Source organism: Bacillus pinisoli (genome assembly GCF_023036475.1).
GTDB lineage: Bacteria > Bacillota > Bacilli > Bacillales > SA4 > Bacillus_BS > Bacillus_BS pinisoli.
Window position 1 is genome coordinate 73,224 of the sequence record NZ_JAJQKI010000005.1, and the last position, 16,235, is coordinate 89,458.

Below are 16,235 nucleotides of genomic sequence, written 5' to 3' on the forward strand. Positions count from 1 at the left end.
CAATCGAGAATTCTTTTGTCAAATTTCTCTCTTATTCTACTTCTTATCATCCCATATTGCACGTGGATTTTCCAACGTAATATATTGCCACGCGGTGCTTGCAACTGCTGGCCAGACATAGAACTGGTATGGTGTTTCAGCAATCCTTTCGTTACTGTAAACAATCCCTCCAAATGGATCTGCCTCTTGCATGGCAAACATGGAATGTAGTAGGTCATCGACGGGCTGATTTTCCCTCATGAGAAGGTTAATCACTCCCCATGTCCCCTCAGTCCAGACGATGCTCGGTGGTTGATCGTAGCCTTTACCATATGGTTTGTACCCCATTAAGGGATGATTGGTTGAATAGGCCCTATTATAGGTGGATAGGTTGGAACTAGACAACATTGTGGCATTTTCAACCTTAAAGGTATCTATGTAATTTATAGCTAATTCTACTAAGTCTTCCCTACCAATAGCTTGTAAAAAGATAGCACCCCATGAGTTGGCATCAAGTGCTTCAGCCAAATCATCAATCCCTTGATTAAATCTCTCTTCGTCTTCATTCCAATGGTGTTGTAATAGTGCCTGTTTAATGTCCTTTGCGATTTCAGCATATTGATTCTCTCCGGTTAAGCTGGCGAAATCTCTAAAGAAGAAATAGGCATCAATATTATGCTCGGTTGAATACCAATCTGTATCAGGACCACCCTTTATACTTCCTGTCTCAGGATTCTGTTGAGTATATAGAAACGCAGCAATCGCCTCTGCCATATGGCGATAAGAGGAATCTCCAAAAGCTGCTTCATACTTAACTACCGCATCACCCATCCACGCAATCGATCCACTTCGCTTCGTTTCATCCAAGACACCATCATACACATCAAAAGCAAACCCAAAAGAACCATCCGCATTCTGTAACTTCTCTAAGCTTTTTAGAATAGACTCGGCTCGTTCCTGGTCAGCCGCTAACGAAAAAGAAATGACAGCCAAGGCATTATCATAAAGCCAGCTTCTTCGCGCAATTCCCGTTCTACTCATCGGGTCATCTGTAGGAACAAAATAAGAACGGATTAATGGATAAAGTGTGACCTCAGTCGTCCCTACCATCAAGCCACTCTTCTTTTCCACCACTCTCGCAATCTTCTTTCCTTTGGCAGACCAACCCGATTCGAAGGTGCCATCTTGCCGTATCGACAGCTTTTCTTGAAGCTCCGGCAAAACAGGTTCAAGCGCTTGTTTAGAAGCCAAAGAATAAATCCACACCTCATAATCAGCAAGATTCACCTCAGCAGAGTCTTCCTTACTAGCAAACAGAGACTCAAGTGCCACCCTTCCTTCTATACGACCTGAATAATCTACATCATATCTATCAATAAACTCAATCTGCACCGGATAAACAATAGGATCCAACTGCCGCGCCAACCAACTCAACGCCAGCTCCCTTCGTTCCTCCAACTCAGCCTCCGAATAACTACTTCTCACACTGCCATCCCAGCTAGAACTAAAACCAATAACACACCCCAAAACCAACAAACCAAACATCCCCCACACAAACCTAGCTCTCATAAACGCACCTATTTTTCATCAGTTACTTTATCCCTTCACCGCACCGGGGGCCTGGCCCCCACTCCTTTAATGTGTTGAAGCATTTTTGTTTCTTTATGCATTTTTGTTTCCTTATGCATTATTTTTTCCTTTTGCATCTTGTTTCCTTATTCATAGAGTTACCTCTCTAGAGGGTGATTAAACGTTGGAGTGTAATTGAGCACATCTCAAATGGTGCAAAAGGGGGCTTTTTAGGAAAAAAATGATGAAAAGTCGTAAAAAATGATAGTTAAGTGATGTTTTTTTGAGGTAAGTTTCCCAATAAACAATTTTGTCGAATTATGCTACTGTTACTATATAACTATTTTTCAGATAAGAATTGTCAAAAACAGGACAAAACTCCTAACGAGGTACTTCGGTTGCTCTTTTATTAAGGCTCTTTTCTGTGAAAAAAATCTTCATTTAAGAAGGTAGCTAATTTTCATATATGGGTTGAGAGCAGTTGCTCATGAATGTTTTCTAAGACTTTGTTGTTTTCTAACCTACCTGTTCTGAGATATAACTCTCCGGCTTTTGGAATTTTTACGAAAGCAACAATAATACGAAATAAGATTTTATAAAAGAGAATTTCTGCAAATGTAAATGTAAAATTAATGGGGTCCAGACTATGAAGATAGGCGAAATTGTCGTTTATAATGATAAACTTTATAAGATTGTTTTTATTTATGATTCAGGGAATGTTGAGCTATACCCGCTTGAAGCATTGGACGGTAGGTTTGCAAAAGTCATTTTGGCTCGATTGGATGATGTGAAAAAGCAAAATTGAAGTCCTGCCATCCTATAATAGGTGGTATTTACGACCTACTTCAATGCTAGTTCTCTTCCATTAATTCCTTAACATACATGAAAAAACCTATGAACAGTTCGTCCATAGGTTGTGAGTATTTAGTTTGTACAAGCGGAAACTAGTAAGTTGCGGTTTCACTCGGTCGCGTCTCTACAGAATATGACTACCTACAACATACGACGATTTCGCGACAGCTGACACTTCTTTATTAATGGTGTAATGAAAACGCTCAAGCATATCACGATCGTAGTAAATCCCACTATATCGCTTTAACTCTCCAATAGCATCCTCTTTCGTTAACGGTTTTCTATAAGGTCTAATTCCCGTCATTGCCTCATAGCTATCTATAATCCTAATAAGCTTTGTGTTATATGAAATGTTGGTAGATTTTAAACCGACTGGATAACCTGTCCCATCTTCATTTTCATGATGATGTCGGATCATTTGAAAATCTATTTCATCTGGTGAGAAAAGTGAATGAAGAATATCGAAGCTATCACTTGCATGATTCTTCATCAGTGTCCATTCTTCCTCATTTAACTTAGCGTTTTTATCCAAGATATGAGTAGGAATTCTGAGTTTACCAATATCGTGTAATAATGCCGAACGAGTTATCAATTCAACATTAGGTAGCTCCCATTCTACGCATATAAAATGGACAATGTTTGCAACACGGACTGAATGCCTGTAGGTAACCAAATCTTTTTCCCTCAAAATGAGCAGTAAGTTTTTTACCCGCTTATCTAATTTTAAAGAATCAATCAAGCTCCCTCCGCCTCCATCCTCTACTTTCGTCGATTATGCTGCTCCTTATATAATAATTGAAACTACACCATTACAGTTTATTACAGATGGAAATGTAATGATGTGCACATGAATTGTCGAATTTTAGTTACTAACGGTTAACCAAGAACACTTGCTTTTCGGAATAAGAGCTCAAACTCTTTAACCATTGCCATCTTAGCTCTTTACTTCTGATTCAGAACCGACAACACTGTCTTAATAGAGGTTCGTGAAACCGGGATTCTTGTATCTTGATCCTCTCTTAACACAATATTGTAAGCTCCGTTCATCCATGGTCTAATCTCATTAATATGGTCAATATTAACCAAGTAGCTACGATGAGGTTTTAAAAACTGTTGATTTTTATTGAAGGAATCCTCAAATTGTTGAATAGACATTCTGGTTTTTACTTTTCGCTTACCTGTATGAATAATGAGATGTTTTTCATCCTTTTCAGCAAAAATAATATCCTTTGGTTCAAGAATAATAATATTTTCTCCTTCTTCCACCACAATTCGATCAATCCCAGGTGCTGGACTAGTTTGCGCGTGAATGGAATGGTATCGTTCTCTTACACGTTTTAAACATTCTTTTAGTCTTAATACCTCATAAGGCTTTAAAAGATAATCGACGGCATTTAATCCAAATGCCTCTAGAGCGAATTGTTCAAAAGCCGTACAAAACACGATTAAGGGGCCACCACCTGGTTTAGAGCTAAGCAGCGCTGCCGCTTTTGTTCCTTCCATTTCCGGCATACGAACGTCCATAAAAATAACATCAGGATGATGCTCATCGACTAAAGCTAAAAGCTCTTTCCCATCACCCGCACTTGGTAACAACTGAAGATCAGATTCTTGTTTAAGTAAGTACTCCAACTCATCACGTGCCAGTCTCTCATCCTCGGCAATCATGACCTTAATCATACTGCTTCCATCCTTTCGTTTTTTATTGGTAAAAAGAAGGTAATTGAAGTACCGCGACCTTCCTCAGACGATATAGCTAGCCCCGATTCTCCTCCAAGCAGCATGACCAAACGCTGATTGACGTTGTATACTCCGACTCCGTTACCATCTTTACTTGACACCCTAACATGTCCTAACTGCTTTATTATTTCGTCCTTTATTCCAGTTCCGTTATCCTTAATTGAAGCCTCTATTCCTCCATTTTTAGGAGTTAACGAGATGGAAATGACTCCTCCCTCACGCCTTGTCGATAATCCATGTTCAATACTATTTTCAACAAGTGGCTGAAGGGTAAACGGCGGTATAAAAACATCTTTGTAGTCATCTGGACTCAGCCCATCCACCACAATCTTAATTTTTTCTCCAAAACGAATAGTAATGATTTCTAAATACGCTTGAAGATGCTCGAGTTCCTTTGATAATGGAACTAAATCTACTTCTGTATGCTGCACATTTAGTCTCATATAGTTAGCGAGTTGTACGGTAATATGCCTTGCACAATCTGGTTGGACACGAATTAAACTAACAATGGAGTTCAACGTGTTAAATAAGAAATGAGGGTGAATCTGAGATTGTAATACTCGTAGTTCGGCATCCTTCAATAAGTGTGAAATCTCCATCTCTCTTGCTTTCGTCGTGTCTTCCGCAATACAAAGAATATAAGGTTCCGCATCACTTTCGGAAAGTGAGATCAAGGAAATCGTCAGCTTCCCCCATCTTGGTGAACCATCTTTATGACTAAACTGTTGTTCAATTTGGAAAAATTGACCTTTAGGAAGCAATTTTTTCATCGCTGCAGGAAATACCTTTTTAAAAAAGTACTTTTGACTTTTCTCATTGAGTTCTTCAATAGAAAATCCAAGCATCTCCTCAATAACTGGATTGGCCTCCAATATAGTAGCCTGAAAATCTAATAACAAAATGCCAAATGAAGTATTTTTGTACATCGCTTCAATCTTGCTTTTTTTCTCAAAAAGCTCAATCTCCTGGCTCCGCTTCTCGGTAATATCCGAAAATGAAATGATTACTTCTTGCACCTCACCAGCTTTATTAAAATAAGGAGAGCCGTTCATTGTTAGTAATACAGGATGTTGGAACTTTTTCTGATAAATTAATTCATAATTAGAAATGGAGCGCTTCGTTTGCTTAATTAAATTATATAGCCGTTGATCAAATGCTACCGGTTCTCCATTTGGCAAATAAAAGTCCCATAGTGGTGAGTGAAACTTTTTCCCGGCGATTTCTTTGTCTGATAATGATAGAATTTTTTTCCCTAATTCATTAATAAACGTAATATCACCATTTGCACTAAATACAGCTATTCCGTTTTGAATGGATTCGAGTATGGTGGTGAGGTGAGCATTTGCTTCTTCTACAGTCGTATTTTCTGCTACCTTCTCTGCATATTTCCGGTCAAGGTAAGCAACGTATAATAAAACCATCATTAAAATTAAAATAATCGAGTAAATAATCCCGAGCACTACTGCTGTACTTTCCGTAATGTCAGAATCATTAGTAATAAACTGATGGGCATGAATGGATGCCATACTGTAGTAATGAAGAGTAATCGTACCAATCGAAAATAATAGACTCCCTACTAAACTACGCTTAATGACAGTTCCCGCCCTTTGTCCATAAAAAACAAGTCCCGTCAAAGTAAAAGGAAGCAAGGCTCCAAAAAATAACGTCGTACCATTTATGTGGTATAGGATCGTAACGGGGGCAATCGCTTCTAATGCCATTACATGAAGCGCATAAACACCTAATCCTAATGTCAATCCTCCTAATACCAAAACAAACTTTCTCTCTTTTCCTATCTTTATTAAAAATAAACCTACATACGAAAATAGAATGGAAGTGATGATAGAAAGGTGCAAGTAATCTACATTGTAGGTAATATCGTGGTTATGAATCGTCAGCATCCCCACAAAGTGCATGCAGGTGATACTTAATCCCTGTGTAACAGAAGCCGCTATCAACCAAATCTTAGAATGTTGTGCACGTCTAAAAAGTAAAAAGGCAGCAAAAACACCCAAAAATATAATAATAAAAGATATAAGTATAAAACTATTAGACGACAACCCAGCCACCCCATAAAACCATTATTTCTACTATTATCGACAAATTTCGCACCTTTTTAATGGAATCACCGTAGTAATATTTGGCTATTTAATTACATATAGGTACAAAAAATAAATACAAAGAAAAAATACAAAGAAAGAGTTAGGTTCATGAACCTAACTCTTTCTATATACTCGTGGAACAATTACTGTGAAACAAGAAAATTCGGGTGGTGACAGGCACCACCCGAATTTATTTTAACGTAGTGAAACGACTTCTTCTGTCTCCGGGTAAAAAATGTAAGTGTCATAAATAGAAACACGACCTGTATCCACTACTTTAGATACTTGATAGAGTAGCCCTCCATCTTCCTCGTATGCATAATGGATTTCGTATCCTTCTTCCCAGTCAGGTTCATCTCCTATTGTTTCTCTTACTCTCTGCTTACCCAATTCGATTAGGTCCTCATCAATAGCAAGCTCCTGTGACGCACCTGCATAGACTTTGGACAAAGAATAAAAATCACCTTCGTAATCAGCTGATTCATTCGAAAAATAATCGGGATGAAGTATTAATCCTAGACCTGAGATATATGTTTTAGAGGGTCCAAACATTCCTGTTGCTTTATATACTTTTGAGATGGACACATTCTTAGAGAACATGTCGTTTTTCTCATTCAATAGTGTCTCGTCTACTTCTATATATGAAAAGAAATCTGGTTCTTGGTCCAAGCTGGTAATTTCATATGAGTTCCCGTATGAATCATCCCATTTACTCCCAACCTCTAATGGATATCTTATTAATAAAATTCGGTCTTTTTCTTTTACAGCCTCAATCCTGTTCTCTAAGTGCTCTCCATCCGTATACATTACTTGATAAAATCCATCTTCGTCTTCATAGTAAAATTCGGTACTTTTTTCTCCATTTGGATCAGTAACTAGGATTTGCGTAAATCCATCTTCTTCAAATAAAACTTCTCTCACAATCTTCTCGTTCAGCCAGGTTCCTTCTGAACTGTATTTTTCATATACATAGGTGTAGCCTGTTCGAGGTGAGTAAACCTTTTCTATTACCGCTTGTTTTGTTTTCTTTTCTTCTCGTTCAAGTTCTTTTTTACCTACTGCATTTTCATTCTCTGTCTGATTAGATTTCTTAGATTCCTCACCTAAACTACTTGTATCAGATGTGTCAGTTTCCTTTTCATGAGTACCTGTACCACAAGCAGCGGTAAAAAATATAGATAAACCCATTAAAGCATATAAGATTTTTTTCATTACCGTTCACTCCTCTCAACATTTTAACTCTATTAAAGACATAAATACGTTCAAATTAAATAGAAAGTCACTACATCTAAGTAATGACTTTCATTATCGTTAGTTATGACGCGGTTCCCAGCATGGTGACTCTAAATAACAGACGTCCTACTCGTAAAATCAACACCCGGATAATACAAATTCTTCACGAGTATATTAGGACCTAAACACTTAACAGATGGACAATGACAATTTAGAGATTTAGCAATGTCTGTCTGTTGCCATTTGTCATATGAATCTAGTAAACGGTCATTCTGGATATTACCTAATGGCGGGGTATCTCCGAAGTCGGTGACAATTACATCACCCGTGAACACATTAACATTTAATCTCGTGCGTCCGTCTGGGTCATTTCGTACGGTAACGTTTTTAGCATTTCTTAATCGATGTAAGAAATCAATGTCTTCTTTATCTTGATTACAAGGATAAAAAGGCAACGTACCAAACAGCATCCACGTATCCTCATTTCGAGTTGTAAGTAAGCGATCAATACCCTCGCGTATCTCATTCAATGTTAAAGATTCTAGTGAACTCGCGTAGTCACTTGGGTACATAGGATGAACTTCGTGTCGCCCGCACTCCATCTCATCGACAATTTGCTTATGAATCGACTCTAAATAAGGAAAGGTTCTCTTATTTAACATCGTTTCTGCAGATACCATGACCCCTGAACGAGATAATGCCTTGCTATTTTCTATCATTCTAGTAAATAGCCTTTCCCTTTGGACCAAGGACGGCTTTTTATCCATCTTTGCAAAGCCCACTTCCATAAAATCCTCAACTGTACCCCAGTTATGAGAAATATGTAATACATCTAAATAAGGTATTAGCTTCTCATATTTTTCAAGCTCGATTGTTAAATTGGAATTCATTTGCGTGTACACATCACGTTCATGTGCGTATTTTAACAAAGGCATGACATACTCTTTTACCGAGCTCTTTGACAGCATGGGTTCTCCACCTGTAATGCTGATACATCGCAGATTCGGTATTTCATCTAGCCTTTTAAGAATCAAGTCTATTGGCAATCCTTTACTTTCCTTCGTTGTTAGCGTATATCCAACTGCACAATGCTCACAGCGCATATTGCATAAGGTTGTTGTGGTAAACTCGACATTTGTTAATTGCAGAGCCCCTCTTTCTTCCAATTCAAGATAGCCTTCCCACGGGTCAAACATGGGTGTAATTTTCTTTTTCATATAAAACTTCCTTTTTTTGAATTTCAACCACCATTATACTATTCATCTATCAATATTTATACTCTAGAAAATGGCTATCCATATCCGAATAACAACAAAAAAGACAATATTAATAAAAATTAACATTGTCTTCAACCTATATGTTCATAACGCAAGTAGTATTCCGAAAAAACATCAACCTACCTGCTCTACCTTACCAACCTTCTCATCCTGTACAAACAACATCCCTAACTCATGATGTTCACCGTCGTATAGTGCACGTTGTACGAGGCGGAGCTCTCCGTTATGGTCCACGACTTCTAGCTTAACGAAGGCTGCATTCTTTTGTAAGGCGTAGTAAAACTCTTCTACACTTTTTACTTGGCTTCCGTTCACTTTTGTAATGAATTCTCCTACTTGTAGAGCCATTTTTTCAGCTGGTGATTTAGGGATAATTCCGAGAATAACCAATCCTTGATCTCGTCTTGAAAAGTAATGGTGATCGTCATCTTGCACGCGCTGTTGAATCGTGAGAAGCTCTCTACCAATCATCGCTAATAACGCAACAGCAATGGACATCATAGGAAGCCAATACGTGGTGACGGCAAGGATCGCCATAAACATTCCTAAAGCCATAACTCGCTTACCTGTATAGACAATGGCTCCTTTTGGTAAACTTCCACGTGTCTTCTGGAAGAATCCAATTCCAAATGGCAACAGGCAGAGTGCAAAAGATTGCTGACCTACTGACAATAATGGCCACCAAGGGAACACAGATGTAACGGGTGCGCCAGGTAATAGGATAAAAACAGGTAGCATCCATAATAAATTAGATAGATGCGAACCGATCATTCTTCCCCGCTTACTTGTTTCAAGTCTAGGTGTACTAATCCGTGAACCATCTTTCATAATCAAGAACCCTTCAGCAATGAGAAGAAGCGCGAGCAATCCACTTAGCGTAGTAGGATGAATTATCTCAAGCTCCGCAATAAGTACATCTACTATAGCATGTCCTGTTTGCCACTCAGGAAGAATCATCGACAGTAAAATCACAAGTCCCATAACATAGGCAGGGGATAGTAACCGTAGACGGAATGTTAATCCGAGCACTAGTGTAACAGCGGCAATCAGGACCACTCCACCGACTGGAAGAACAAACCCAACACCAATCGTCAAAAGCGAGATGACTAATCCAGCAAATAACCCGGCTGTTAGCATGAGCTTCGTTTCACTAATCGTATCAAAAATACGTACATGAAAAAAACTACGTTCCTTTTTCACCCGTCGATACCCCATTACCACTGTAAGCAAAAGAAAGAAGTAAAATAAGGGATGTACGAAAAATACACCAATCCCCTTCAAAATATCCACCAACCAGTTTTCCACGTTTCCCACCACCTTGTCCATTACCGACCTATATAATATTTTATTTTATCAAATTATTGACAAATAGTAATTGTTTTTTATTGCCATAAGACCAAAAGGCGCAAGCGCCCCGTTTAGCCCCGAAAAACAAATGTTCCTTTGACAAAGAAAAGGCGGTGTTTCCTTTTATTTGTCAAAGGGTTATTTGACTCGAGGGGCTGAGTGCTGGAGCCGGATTAATATGCACAAGCCCCTTATGTTTTCCTATTAAAGAAGGCTGTTTTCGTATAGATTGTTATAAAAATCCCAAAAGCCGATTTTTACTTATTAGTATAAAATCTCTGCTTTAAATTTAGAGAGTTCCTCTTTTCTAAGCTTTAAAAAATCAGTGTAGTCATATTAAATATGGCGAAATTGCTAAAATTTAAGAATGAAAAGCAACAAAGTTTTAGAAAAGAGCCTTAAAAAAAGTATACCCCGATTGAGGTATACTTTCGACAATTTTCTATGAAAATCCTGCTATTATTTGAATAAGACTTTTAAAGCTGTCTCTAACTGACGATCGTTTTCTGGTTCACGCACTTTTTCAACAAGTGTCTGTTGAAGCTTTCCTGCCGTCTCTTTAGAAATAACGCCCGTTTGCTCTAAGCCAACAGATTGTTGGAACGCCTTAACAGCTGTCTCTGTTTCCTTGCTGAAGTATCCGTCCTCACGACCTGGCTCAAATCCTAGTCCTTTTAACATCACTTGAGCGTTCTTCACTTGCTCGTTATTCATATCAAATGTTAATTCTTTTTCAATCGAAATTGGATTTGCATAGAAATACGATGGTTGATCAACTGGAATCGTTGGCTCAATTCCTGTTTCATGAATCCAGTTTCCATCAGACGTTAACCATTTGAAGTAGGTCAGCTTAATATTACTTCCATCCCCCATTGGTACCGCTTGTTGAACTGTTCCCTTACCAAACGTCTTCTTACCAACGAGTTCATAGCCTCCCGCTTCCTTCATCGCGCCCGCCAAAATTTCTGAAGCAGATGCACTACCTTCATCAATTAAGACCGAAATTGGATAAGGTTTCTTTTCAGTAATAGAAGAGAAATAACGCTCTTTTTCACCATTTCGTTGTTCAATTTGAACGTAAGGCTTATCTTTTGTGATGAACATCTTCAACATTTGTTCAACACTTTGTAAATAACCACCTGGGTTACCACGTACGTCAATAACTAGCCCTTCCATTCCTTTATCTTCAAGGTCTTCCACAGCCTTTTCAAAATCAGGAGCCGTGTCTTCACCGAAGGATGTTACTTCAATATAACCAATCTTTTTACCTTGAAACTCCTTCATTTCCGGATATACGGTTTCAAGTGGAATCTCGTCTCTAATCACATCTATTGAGATTACTTCCGTTGAGCCTGGACGAAGGATATCAAGCTTAACTGTCGTCCCTTTTTCACCACGGATTTTCAAAACCGCTTCATACAAGTCTAGGCCTTCAATACTCTCACCATCAACTTTAATGACTTGGTCATTCGGTTTTAAACCTGCTTTTTCAGCTGGTGAATCTTTAAACGGCGCCACAATCGTTACTTTACCATCCATCATACTAACTTCAGCACCAATTCCTTCAAAGGAGGATTCTAATGTTTGGTTGAACTGATCAGCTGTTTCCTTATCCATATAAACTGAATACGGATCCTTTAAAGTGCTAATCATCCCTTGGATGGCACCTTCAATCAGCTCAGTACTATCCACTTCTTCCACATAATTATCTGAGATCAAATCATAGGCTTGCTTTACTTTTTCAAGACCCGCAGCAGATGTAGCCTCACCTTGAACACCTTCACTTGCTTCCTCTTTCCCCAGCTGGATGCTTGTTTGACTAGGCTGTCCAAACTGATCTAGGACAAAATAAGTGGCTCCACTGCCGACAATTAGAGATATTGCCATCAATAATGCTGTAATTCGTTTATTCATCTAAATCCTCCTCACCCATGATCCAAGATACACGTTATGTATTATTTTAAGCTTTTTAGAAAAACTTGGCTAGCATCAAGTCATTTTGCTTAGAAAAAGCGAGCTAGCAGAAGTTTTTCCAAGCTAAACTTACATGTAGGCTGTCTATGTATAGATTATACAAGTATATGTAAAAAAGAGCTTTCTTGTAAAATTCACCTACTTCAGTATTCTTATGCAAAGCTTGTACTGAATATGAGTCTGTTATCAAAATTATGTCCGGACTATGAAAATAGCACTGCCTCTACAGACAGTGCCAATCCATTAGGATACGGTAAACTTTTGGATTTCGGTGTTCATTTCTCTTGCATGATTTTCTAGTTCAAAGGCTAGCTGATTAAGCTGTTCCATTGATGCCGTAGTCTCCTCAATTGAAGCAGATACTTGTTGTGTTCCTGCTGCCGTCTCTTGGCTAATGGATGATAACTCGCTTGCATGGACGACTAGCGTGTCTTTATCCTTCACCATTTCTCCCATTGATTCCAAAATTGAAGCGACAAATGTTCGACTCGCTGAAATAGCTGCTGAAATAGAGGTAAAGGCATTCTCCGTTTCCGTCACCGCTTTTCCTTGTTGTTGCATAGAGTCATTCGTTTGAGTGATCAGGGTTACTGTTTTTCTCGTCTCAGTCTGCATCTTTTCTATTATAGTAGAAATATCTTTAAGAGACCCTTCCGTTTGTTCTGCTAGCTTTCGTACCTCTTCTGCTACAACGGCAAATCCCTTACCAGCTTCACCGGCACGTGCGGCTTCAATAGCTGCATTTAACGCAAGTAAATTCGTTTGAGAGGCAATCTTAGCAATACTCTTTACAATCTCACTAATCGAGCTTGAATTTTCATCTAGTGAACGTACTGCATCTACCATCTCATTAGAACGCTTTGTCGTTTCATCAAATTGTTCCTTTAATAGTTGCACTCTCTTCATTCCATCTACAGAAGAAAGCGTCATAGATTCCGAATTCACTCGGATTTCTTCTGCCTGTTCTTCAACTTGCTTCATTTTCTTAGCTAACGAAGAAATGGATTCTTGATTTGCCTCAAATAACTCCGTTTGTTTTGACGCTCCACCTGCAATTTGCTCCATCGTCGTCGCAACCTCATTGGAAGCAGCCGTATTTTCTTCAGCCGATGCTACAAGGGTTTGAGAAGCATCTGTTACTTCAGTAGAGATCGAACGGACTCTACTAATTACACCGTTCATCTGATGAACCATGTTATTAAAACTTTGCGACAGTTGCCCTATCTCATCTTGGCGATTGACAGATACTTGTAAAGCAAGATTTCCTTCTTCTACTTCCTTCATACTCGTTTGAAGGAGCTGAATTGGCTTTGTGATTCGTCTTGAAAGAAGTAAAGAAATAATGGTTGCAATAACCATAATGACTATAAATGTGATCAAAATTGGGTATAAAATAGCCGTACCTTTCTTTGCTAGCTCTTCTTTATAAGCCGTTCCTGCAATTTCCCATCCAGTCTTTTCGTTTTCGACAAACGCCATTACTTTATCTTGACCCTCAAATTGATACTCAATGACGCCATGATCACCTAATCTCTGAATCTCTTTATAATAATCCTCTTGTGTAAGATCCTCTCCGATATATGCTCTATTTGGATGCACTAAATATTTTCCTGATTTATCAATTAAAATAGCATAGCCCGTTTCGCCAATTTTCTCTTTATTGATTAAGTTAGCAAGCGTTTCAAGAGAAATATCAATAGACATAACGCCTATAAGTGTCGAACCATTATAGACAGCTCGTGCCGCACTCACAATCGCTTCCTGTGTAGCAGTATCGATATAAGGCTCCGTCCATATAACCTGATCTGGGTTATTCACAGCGTCTTGATACCATGGACGACTGGTAGGATCATAGTCTGCAGGTAGGTCAGTAGGAGGGTATAAAATCATATCTTTATTAGCAGTTCCTAAATAAACATTGGCAATAGATTCCTCAGCTTCTGCTGTCTCTCCGAAGCTCTTTAGTAAAATCTCTTCATTCCCCGTGTAATTTTGAACTTCTTCTTGATTAACAAACCGGTTGATTACATTCTCATGCTGAGTGAAAAATAAGTCAAACGTGCTATTCAAAGCGTACATTTGCTTTTGAACATTTGTCGTCAGCTCATCCGTTACAATAGAAACCGTTGAACGATATAAAACAAAAGATAAGACTAAAATGGCAACCACAATTAATGATAAAAAAGGTACTAAAATCTGACGCTGTAATGTTCTTGTTATAAAGCTACCATTCTTTTCTCTTTCTTTTTCAAGTATCTCTCCCCCTTTTTCCTAATTATCGCAAATTTCTACAAATTTTGACACTATTTTTTATATGGAAAAAAACAACAAAAAAAGCAAGGAAAATTTCCCTGCCCTACACGGTAGTAGTCGCCATCATCACTCGATTTCGACCATTCTGCTTTGCTTTATAGAGTGCATCGTCTGCTTGTTGATATAAATAATCAGTGTCGCTTATATCGTCTGTCTGATCATGAACCGCAATTCCTGCTGAAACGGTCAACTTTATTCTGTCCCGATTAGGTAATGTGAACCATCTGGATTCTGCCGTCATACGAATTCTTTCTGCAATCTCTTCTGCTTTTAAAAGCGAACAGCCTGGCAGCAAGACCGAAAATTCCTCCCCACCATTTCGAGAAACAATATCGCCATTTCTTGTTAATTGACTGAGGAGCAAGGCAAATTGTTTAATCACTTCATCTCCTGCAGGATGACCATGCGTATCATTAATCTGCTTAAAATAATCAATATCAAACAAACATATAGCGCAATTTTCATGATTGCTTTTAGCTTCTGCAAGCATGGAATTATAGTAACGATCAAAAGACCGAACATTATAAAGTCCTGTTAACGAATCACGCTCCGAATTTTCCTTATATAAATTAAAGAGTTCCGTATTTCGCCTAATATATAAAACAAAGTAAAACGTTAAGATACCACCTATAATCGTACTAATAATATGAAAAAAAGCATAATTCAATACCGCCTGATAATCCGTCACGACAATATATAAGGCAACAGAAAAACAGAACTGACTAAAGAATAATAAAATCATCCACTTCTTCCAATTAGATGCTTTTACCTTATATGAAATGAGACTAGCCCCTATCGCTACAATAATCATCATACCTAATGACACAAAGGCAGAAAGGTTATAGCTAATGAAAAAACGTCCAATTGAGATAACAAACGCTGCAACAATAGTTGGTAAAAAGCCCCCAAAAAACGAAACAAGAATAACCGGAATATGTCTAAGGTCTAATATTGTATCAGCGTTCACCTGTATGCTGTAATGCATCAAGATGATTCCTAGTAGTCCTGCAATTAATCCATCTAGCACTTTAATCAAAATGGGAGATTGAAAGGTCAAACGATTATTCTGAAATATTTGATGCCATATAAACGTAAATGACATAAGAATCGCTATATTTACTATTAAGTCACTAATCATCTTAAAACCAGATCCTTTTGCTTATTCATTTCTAGAAGATTGTATCATAAAAAGTATGGTAGGAGGAGAAAGCTAAGTAGGATTACAATTAACTTCCTTATTTCATTAAATATATACTACACTCTCAGGAGGAGTTATAAATGAGTGATGAACAACGCCTTGATGAAGCCAGAGACGCAATTATTAGTGCGATCGCACAAACAATGGTCATCTATGGGGTTACTCCCTCTGTAGGGCGTATTTATGGCGTCCTCTATTTCGCAACTGAACCTTTGTCCCTTGATGAAATCAAGGACCAGGTTGCGATGAGTAAAGCTAGTGTTAGTCATGGCATTCGTGAACTATTAGAAACAGATATGGTCACAAAAGTATGGAAAAAAGGTGACAGAAAAGATCACTATATCGCTGAAAAGGATTTTCTACGGAACTTTATTCATTTTCTCGTAAAAAAGATAAGACAAGAACGAAATATCATTCACAAGGCCTATGTACAAACAAAGCCGCTATTAGAAGAACTTGCCCATTCTTCAAAGGACCAAAAAGTAAAAGATTCAGCTGTAAAGGACCTTGAATACATAGACAATTTAGAGAACTACTTGAAATGGACGATGCAATTAGCCAATACAATGGAGTCTGGCGAAATATTTAAGCATTTCCCAAAACACTAGATAAACAGTAAACTTTCTTCACTTACGTAAACACTTTGCAAAA

At 38.2% G+C, this 16,235-nt stretch carries 12 protein-coding genes and 1 pseudogene; 2 read left to right on the top strand and 11 right to left on the bottom strand.

The genetic code is table 11. The features are described 5' to 3' along the window. Nucleotides 1–36: 36 nt before the first annotated feature. Complete coding sequence (locus tag LT143_RS09410) at nucleotides 37–1,437, bottom strand: AGE family epimerase/isomerase (RefSeq protein WP_246942667.1); 1,401 nt, start codon at nucleotides 1,435–1,437, stop codon at nucleotides 37–39. Between the two features lie 757 nt (nucleotides 1,438–2,194). Between LT143_RS09410 and LT143_RS09415 the strand changes: the two genes are divergently transcribed. Beyond that, entirely contained in the window at nucleotides 2,195–2,353 is a 159-nt protein-coding gene (locus LT143_RS09415; RefSeq protein WP_246942669.1) for a hypothetical protein, read from the top strand. Between the two features lie 171 nt (nucleotides 2,354–2,524). Here the strand turns inward: LT143_RS09415 and LT143_RS09420 are convergent, their stop codons facing one another. The 10 genes and pseudogenes from LT143_RS09420 to LT143_RS09460 all read right to left on the bottom strand — a co-directional run bounded on the left by LT143_RS09420 (nucleotide 2,525) and on the right by LT143_RS09460 (nucleotide 15,488). After that, entirely contained in the window at nucleotides 2,525–3,139 is a 615-nt protein-coding gene (locus LT143_RS09420) for an HD-GYP domain-containing protein (RefSeq protein WP_246942671.1), read from the bottom strand. 203 nt (nucleotides 3,140–3,342) lie between these two features. Beyond that, complete coding sequence (locus LT143_RS09425; RefSeq protein WP_246942674.1) at nucleotides 3,343–4,080, bottom strand: LytR/AlgR family response regulator transcription factor; 738 nt, start codon at nucleotides 4,078–4,080, stop codon at nucleotides 3,343–3,345. After that, nucleotides 4,077–6,200: a histidine kinase gene (locus tag LT143_RS09430; RefSeq protein WP_246942676.1), complete on the bottom strand. Its 2,124-nt coding sequence runs from the start codon at nucleotides 6,198–6,200 to the stop codon at nucleotides 4,077–4,079. Before LT143_RS09430 ends, LT143_RS09425 begins: the two co-directional genes overlap by 4 nt. A gap of 237 nt (nucleotides 6,201–6,437) precedes the next feature. Next, complete coding sequence (locus LT143_RS09435; RefSeq protein ID WP_246942678.1) at nucleotides 6,438–7,454, bottom strand: hypothetical protein; 1,017 nt, start codon at nucleotides 7,452–7,454, stop codon at nucleotides 6,438–6,440. A gap of 131 nt (nucleotides 7,455–7,585) precedes the next feature. Beyond that, complete coding sequence (yfkAB, locus tag LT143_RS09440) at nucleotides 7,586–8,692, bottom strand: radical SAM/CxCxxxxC motif protein YfkAB (protein ID WP_246942680.1); 1,107 nt, start codon at nucleotides 8,690–8,692, stop codon at nucleotides 7,586–7,588. 174 nt (nucleotides 8,693–8,866) lie between these two features. Then, complete coding sequence (locus tag LT143_RS20560; RefSeq protein WP_246942682.1) at nucleotides 8,867–10,057, bottom strand: PDZ domain-containing protein; 1,191 nt, start codon at nucleotides 10,055–10,057, stop codon at nucleotides 8,867–8,869. A 501-nt stretch (nucleotides 10,058–10,558) separates the two neighbouring features. After that, nucleotides 10,559–12,013 carry a S41 family peptidase gene (locus LT143_RS09450; RefSeq protein WP_246942684.1) on the bottom strand — a complete coding sequence of 485 codons (1,455 nt, stop codon included), beginning with the start codon at nucleotides 12,011–12,013 and terminating at the stop codon, nucleotides 10,559–10,561. Nucleotides 12,014–12,316: 303 nt separating this feature from the next. After that, entirely contained in the window at nucleotides 12,317–13,267 is a 951-nt protein-coding gene (locus LT143_RS20735; protein WP_418909824.1) for a methyl-accepting chemotaxis protein, read from the bottom strand. Continuing rightward, nucleotides 13,265–14,242, bottom strand: a pseudogene (locus LT143_RS20740) (cache domain-containing protein); the annotation flags it as partial. The gene LT143_RS20735 and the pseudogene LT143_RS20740, both read right to left, overlap by 3 nt. Before the next feature lie 187 nt (nucleotides 14,243–14,429). Next, nucleotides 14,430–15,488, bottom strand: coding sequence for a GGDEF domain-containing protein (locus LT143_RS09460; RefSeq protein WP_246942690.1), 1,059 nt, complete (start codon nucleotides 15,486–15,488; stop codon nucleotides 14,430–14,432). A 176-nt stretch (nucleotides 15,489–15,664) separates the two neighbouring features. On the opposite strand from LT143_RS09460, the gene LT143_RS09465 reads away from it, so the two are divergent. Continuing rightward, on the top strand, nucleotides 15,665–16,192 hold the full coding sequence (locus LT143_RS09465) for a GbsR/MarR family transcriptional regulator (protein WP_246942692.1): 528 nt from the start codon (nucleotides 15,665–15,667) through the stop codon (nucleotides 16,190–16,192). The last annotated feature ends 43 nt before the right edge of the window (nucleotides 16,193–16,235 follow it).

Excerpts from the sequence above, each read along its gene's own strand:
- LT143_RS09415 (WP_246942669.1), top strand. The coding sequence starts at position 2,195 with ATGAAGATAGGCGAAATTGTCGTTTATAATGATAAACTTTATAAGATT.
- yfkAB (WP_246942680.1), bottom strand. The coding sequence starts at position 8,692 with ATGAAAAAGAAAATTACACCCATGTTTGACCCGTGGGAAGGCTATCTT.
- LT143_RS09425 (WP_246942674.1), bottom strand. The coding sequence starts at position 4,080 with ATGATTAAGGTCATGATTGCCGAGGATGAGAGACTGGCACGTGATGAG.
- LT143_RS09460 (WP_246942690.1), bottom strand. The coding sequence starts at position 15,488 with ATGTCATTTACGTTTATATGGCATCAAATATTTCAGAATAATCGTTTG.
- LT143_RS09435 (WP_246942678.1), bottom strand. The coding sequence starts at position 7,454 with ATGAAAAAAATCTTATATGCTTTAATGGGTTTATCTATATTTTTTACC.
- LT143_RS09450 (WP_246942684.1), bottom strand. The coding sequence starts at position 12,013 with ATGAATAAACGAATTACAGCATTATTGATGGCAATATCTCTAATTGTC.
- LT143_RS09465 (WP_246942692.1), top strand. The coding sequence starts at position 15,665 with ATGAGTGATGAACAACGCCTTGATGAAGCCAGAGACGCAATTATTAGT.
- LT143_RS20735 (WP_418909824.1), bottom strand. The coding sequence starts at position 13,267 with ATGGTTCATCAGATGAACGGTGTAATTAGTAGAGTCCGTTCGATCTCT.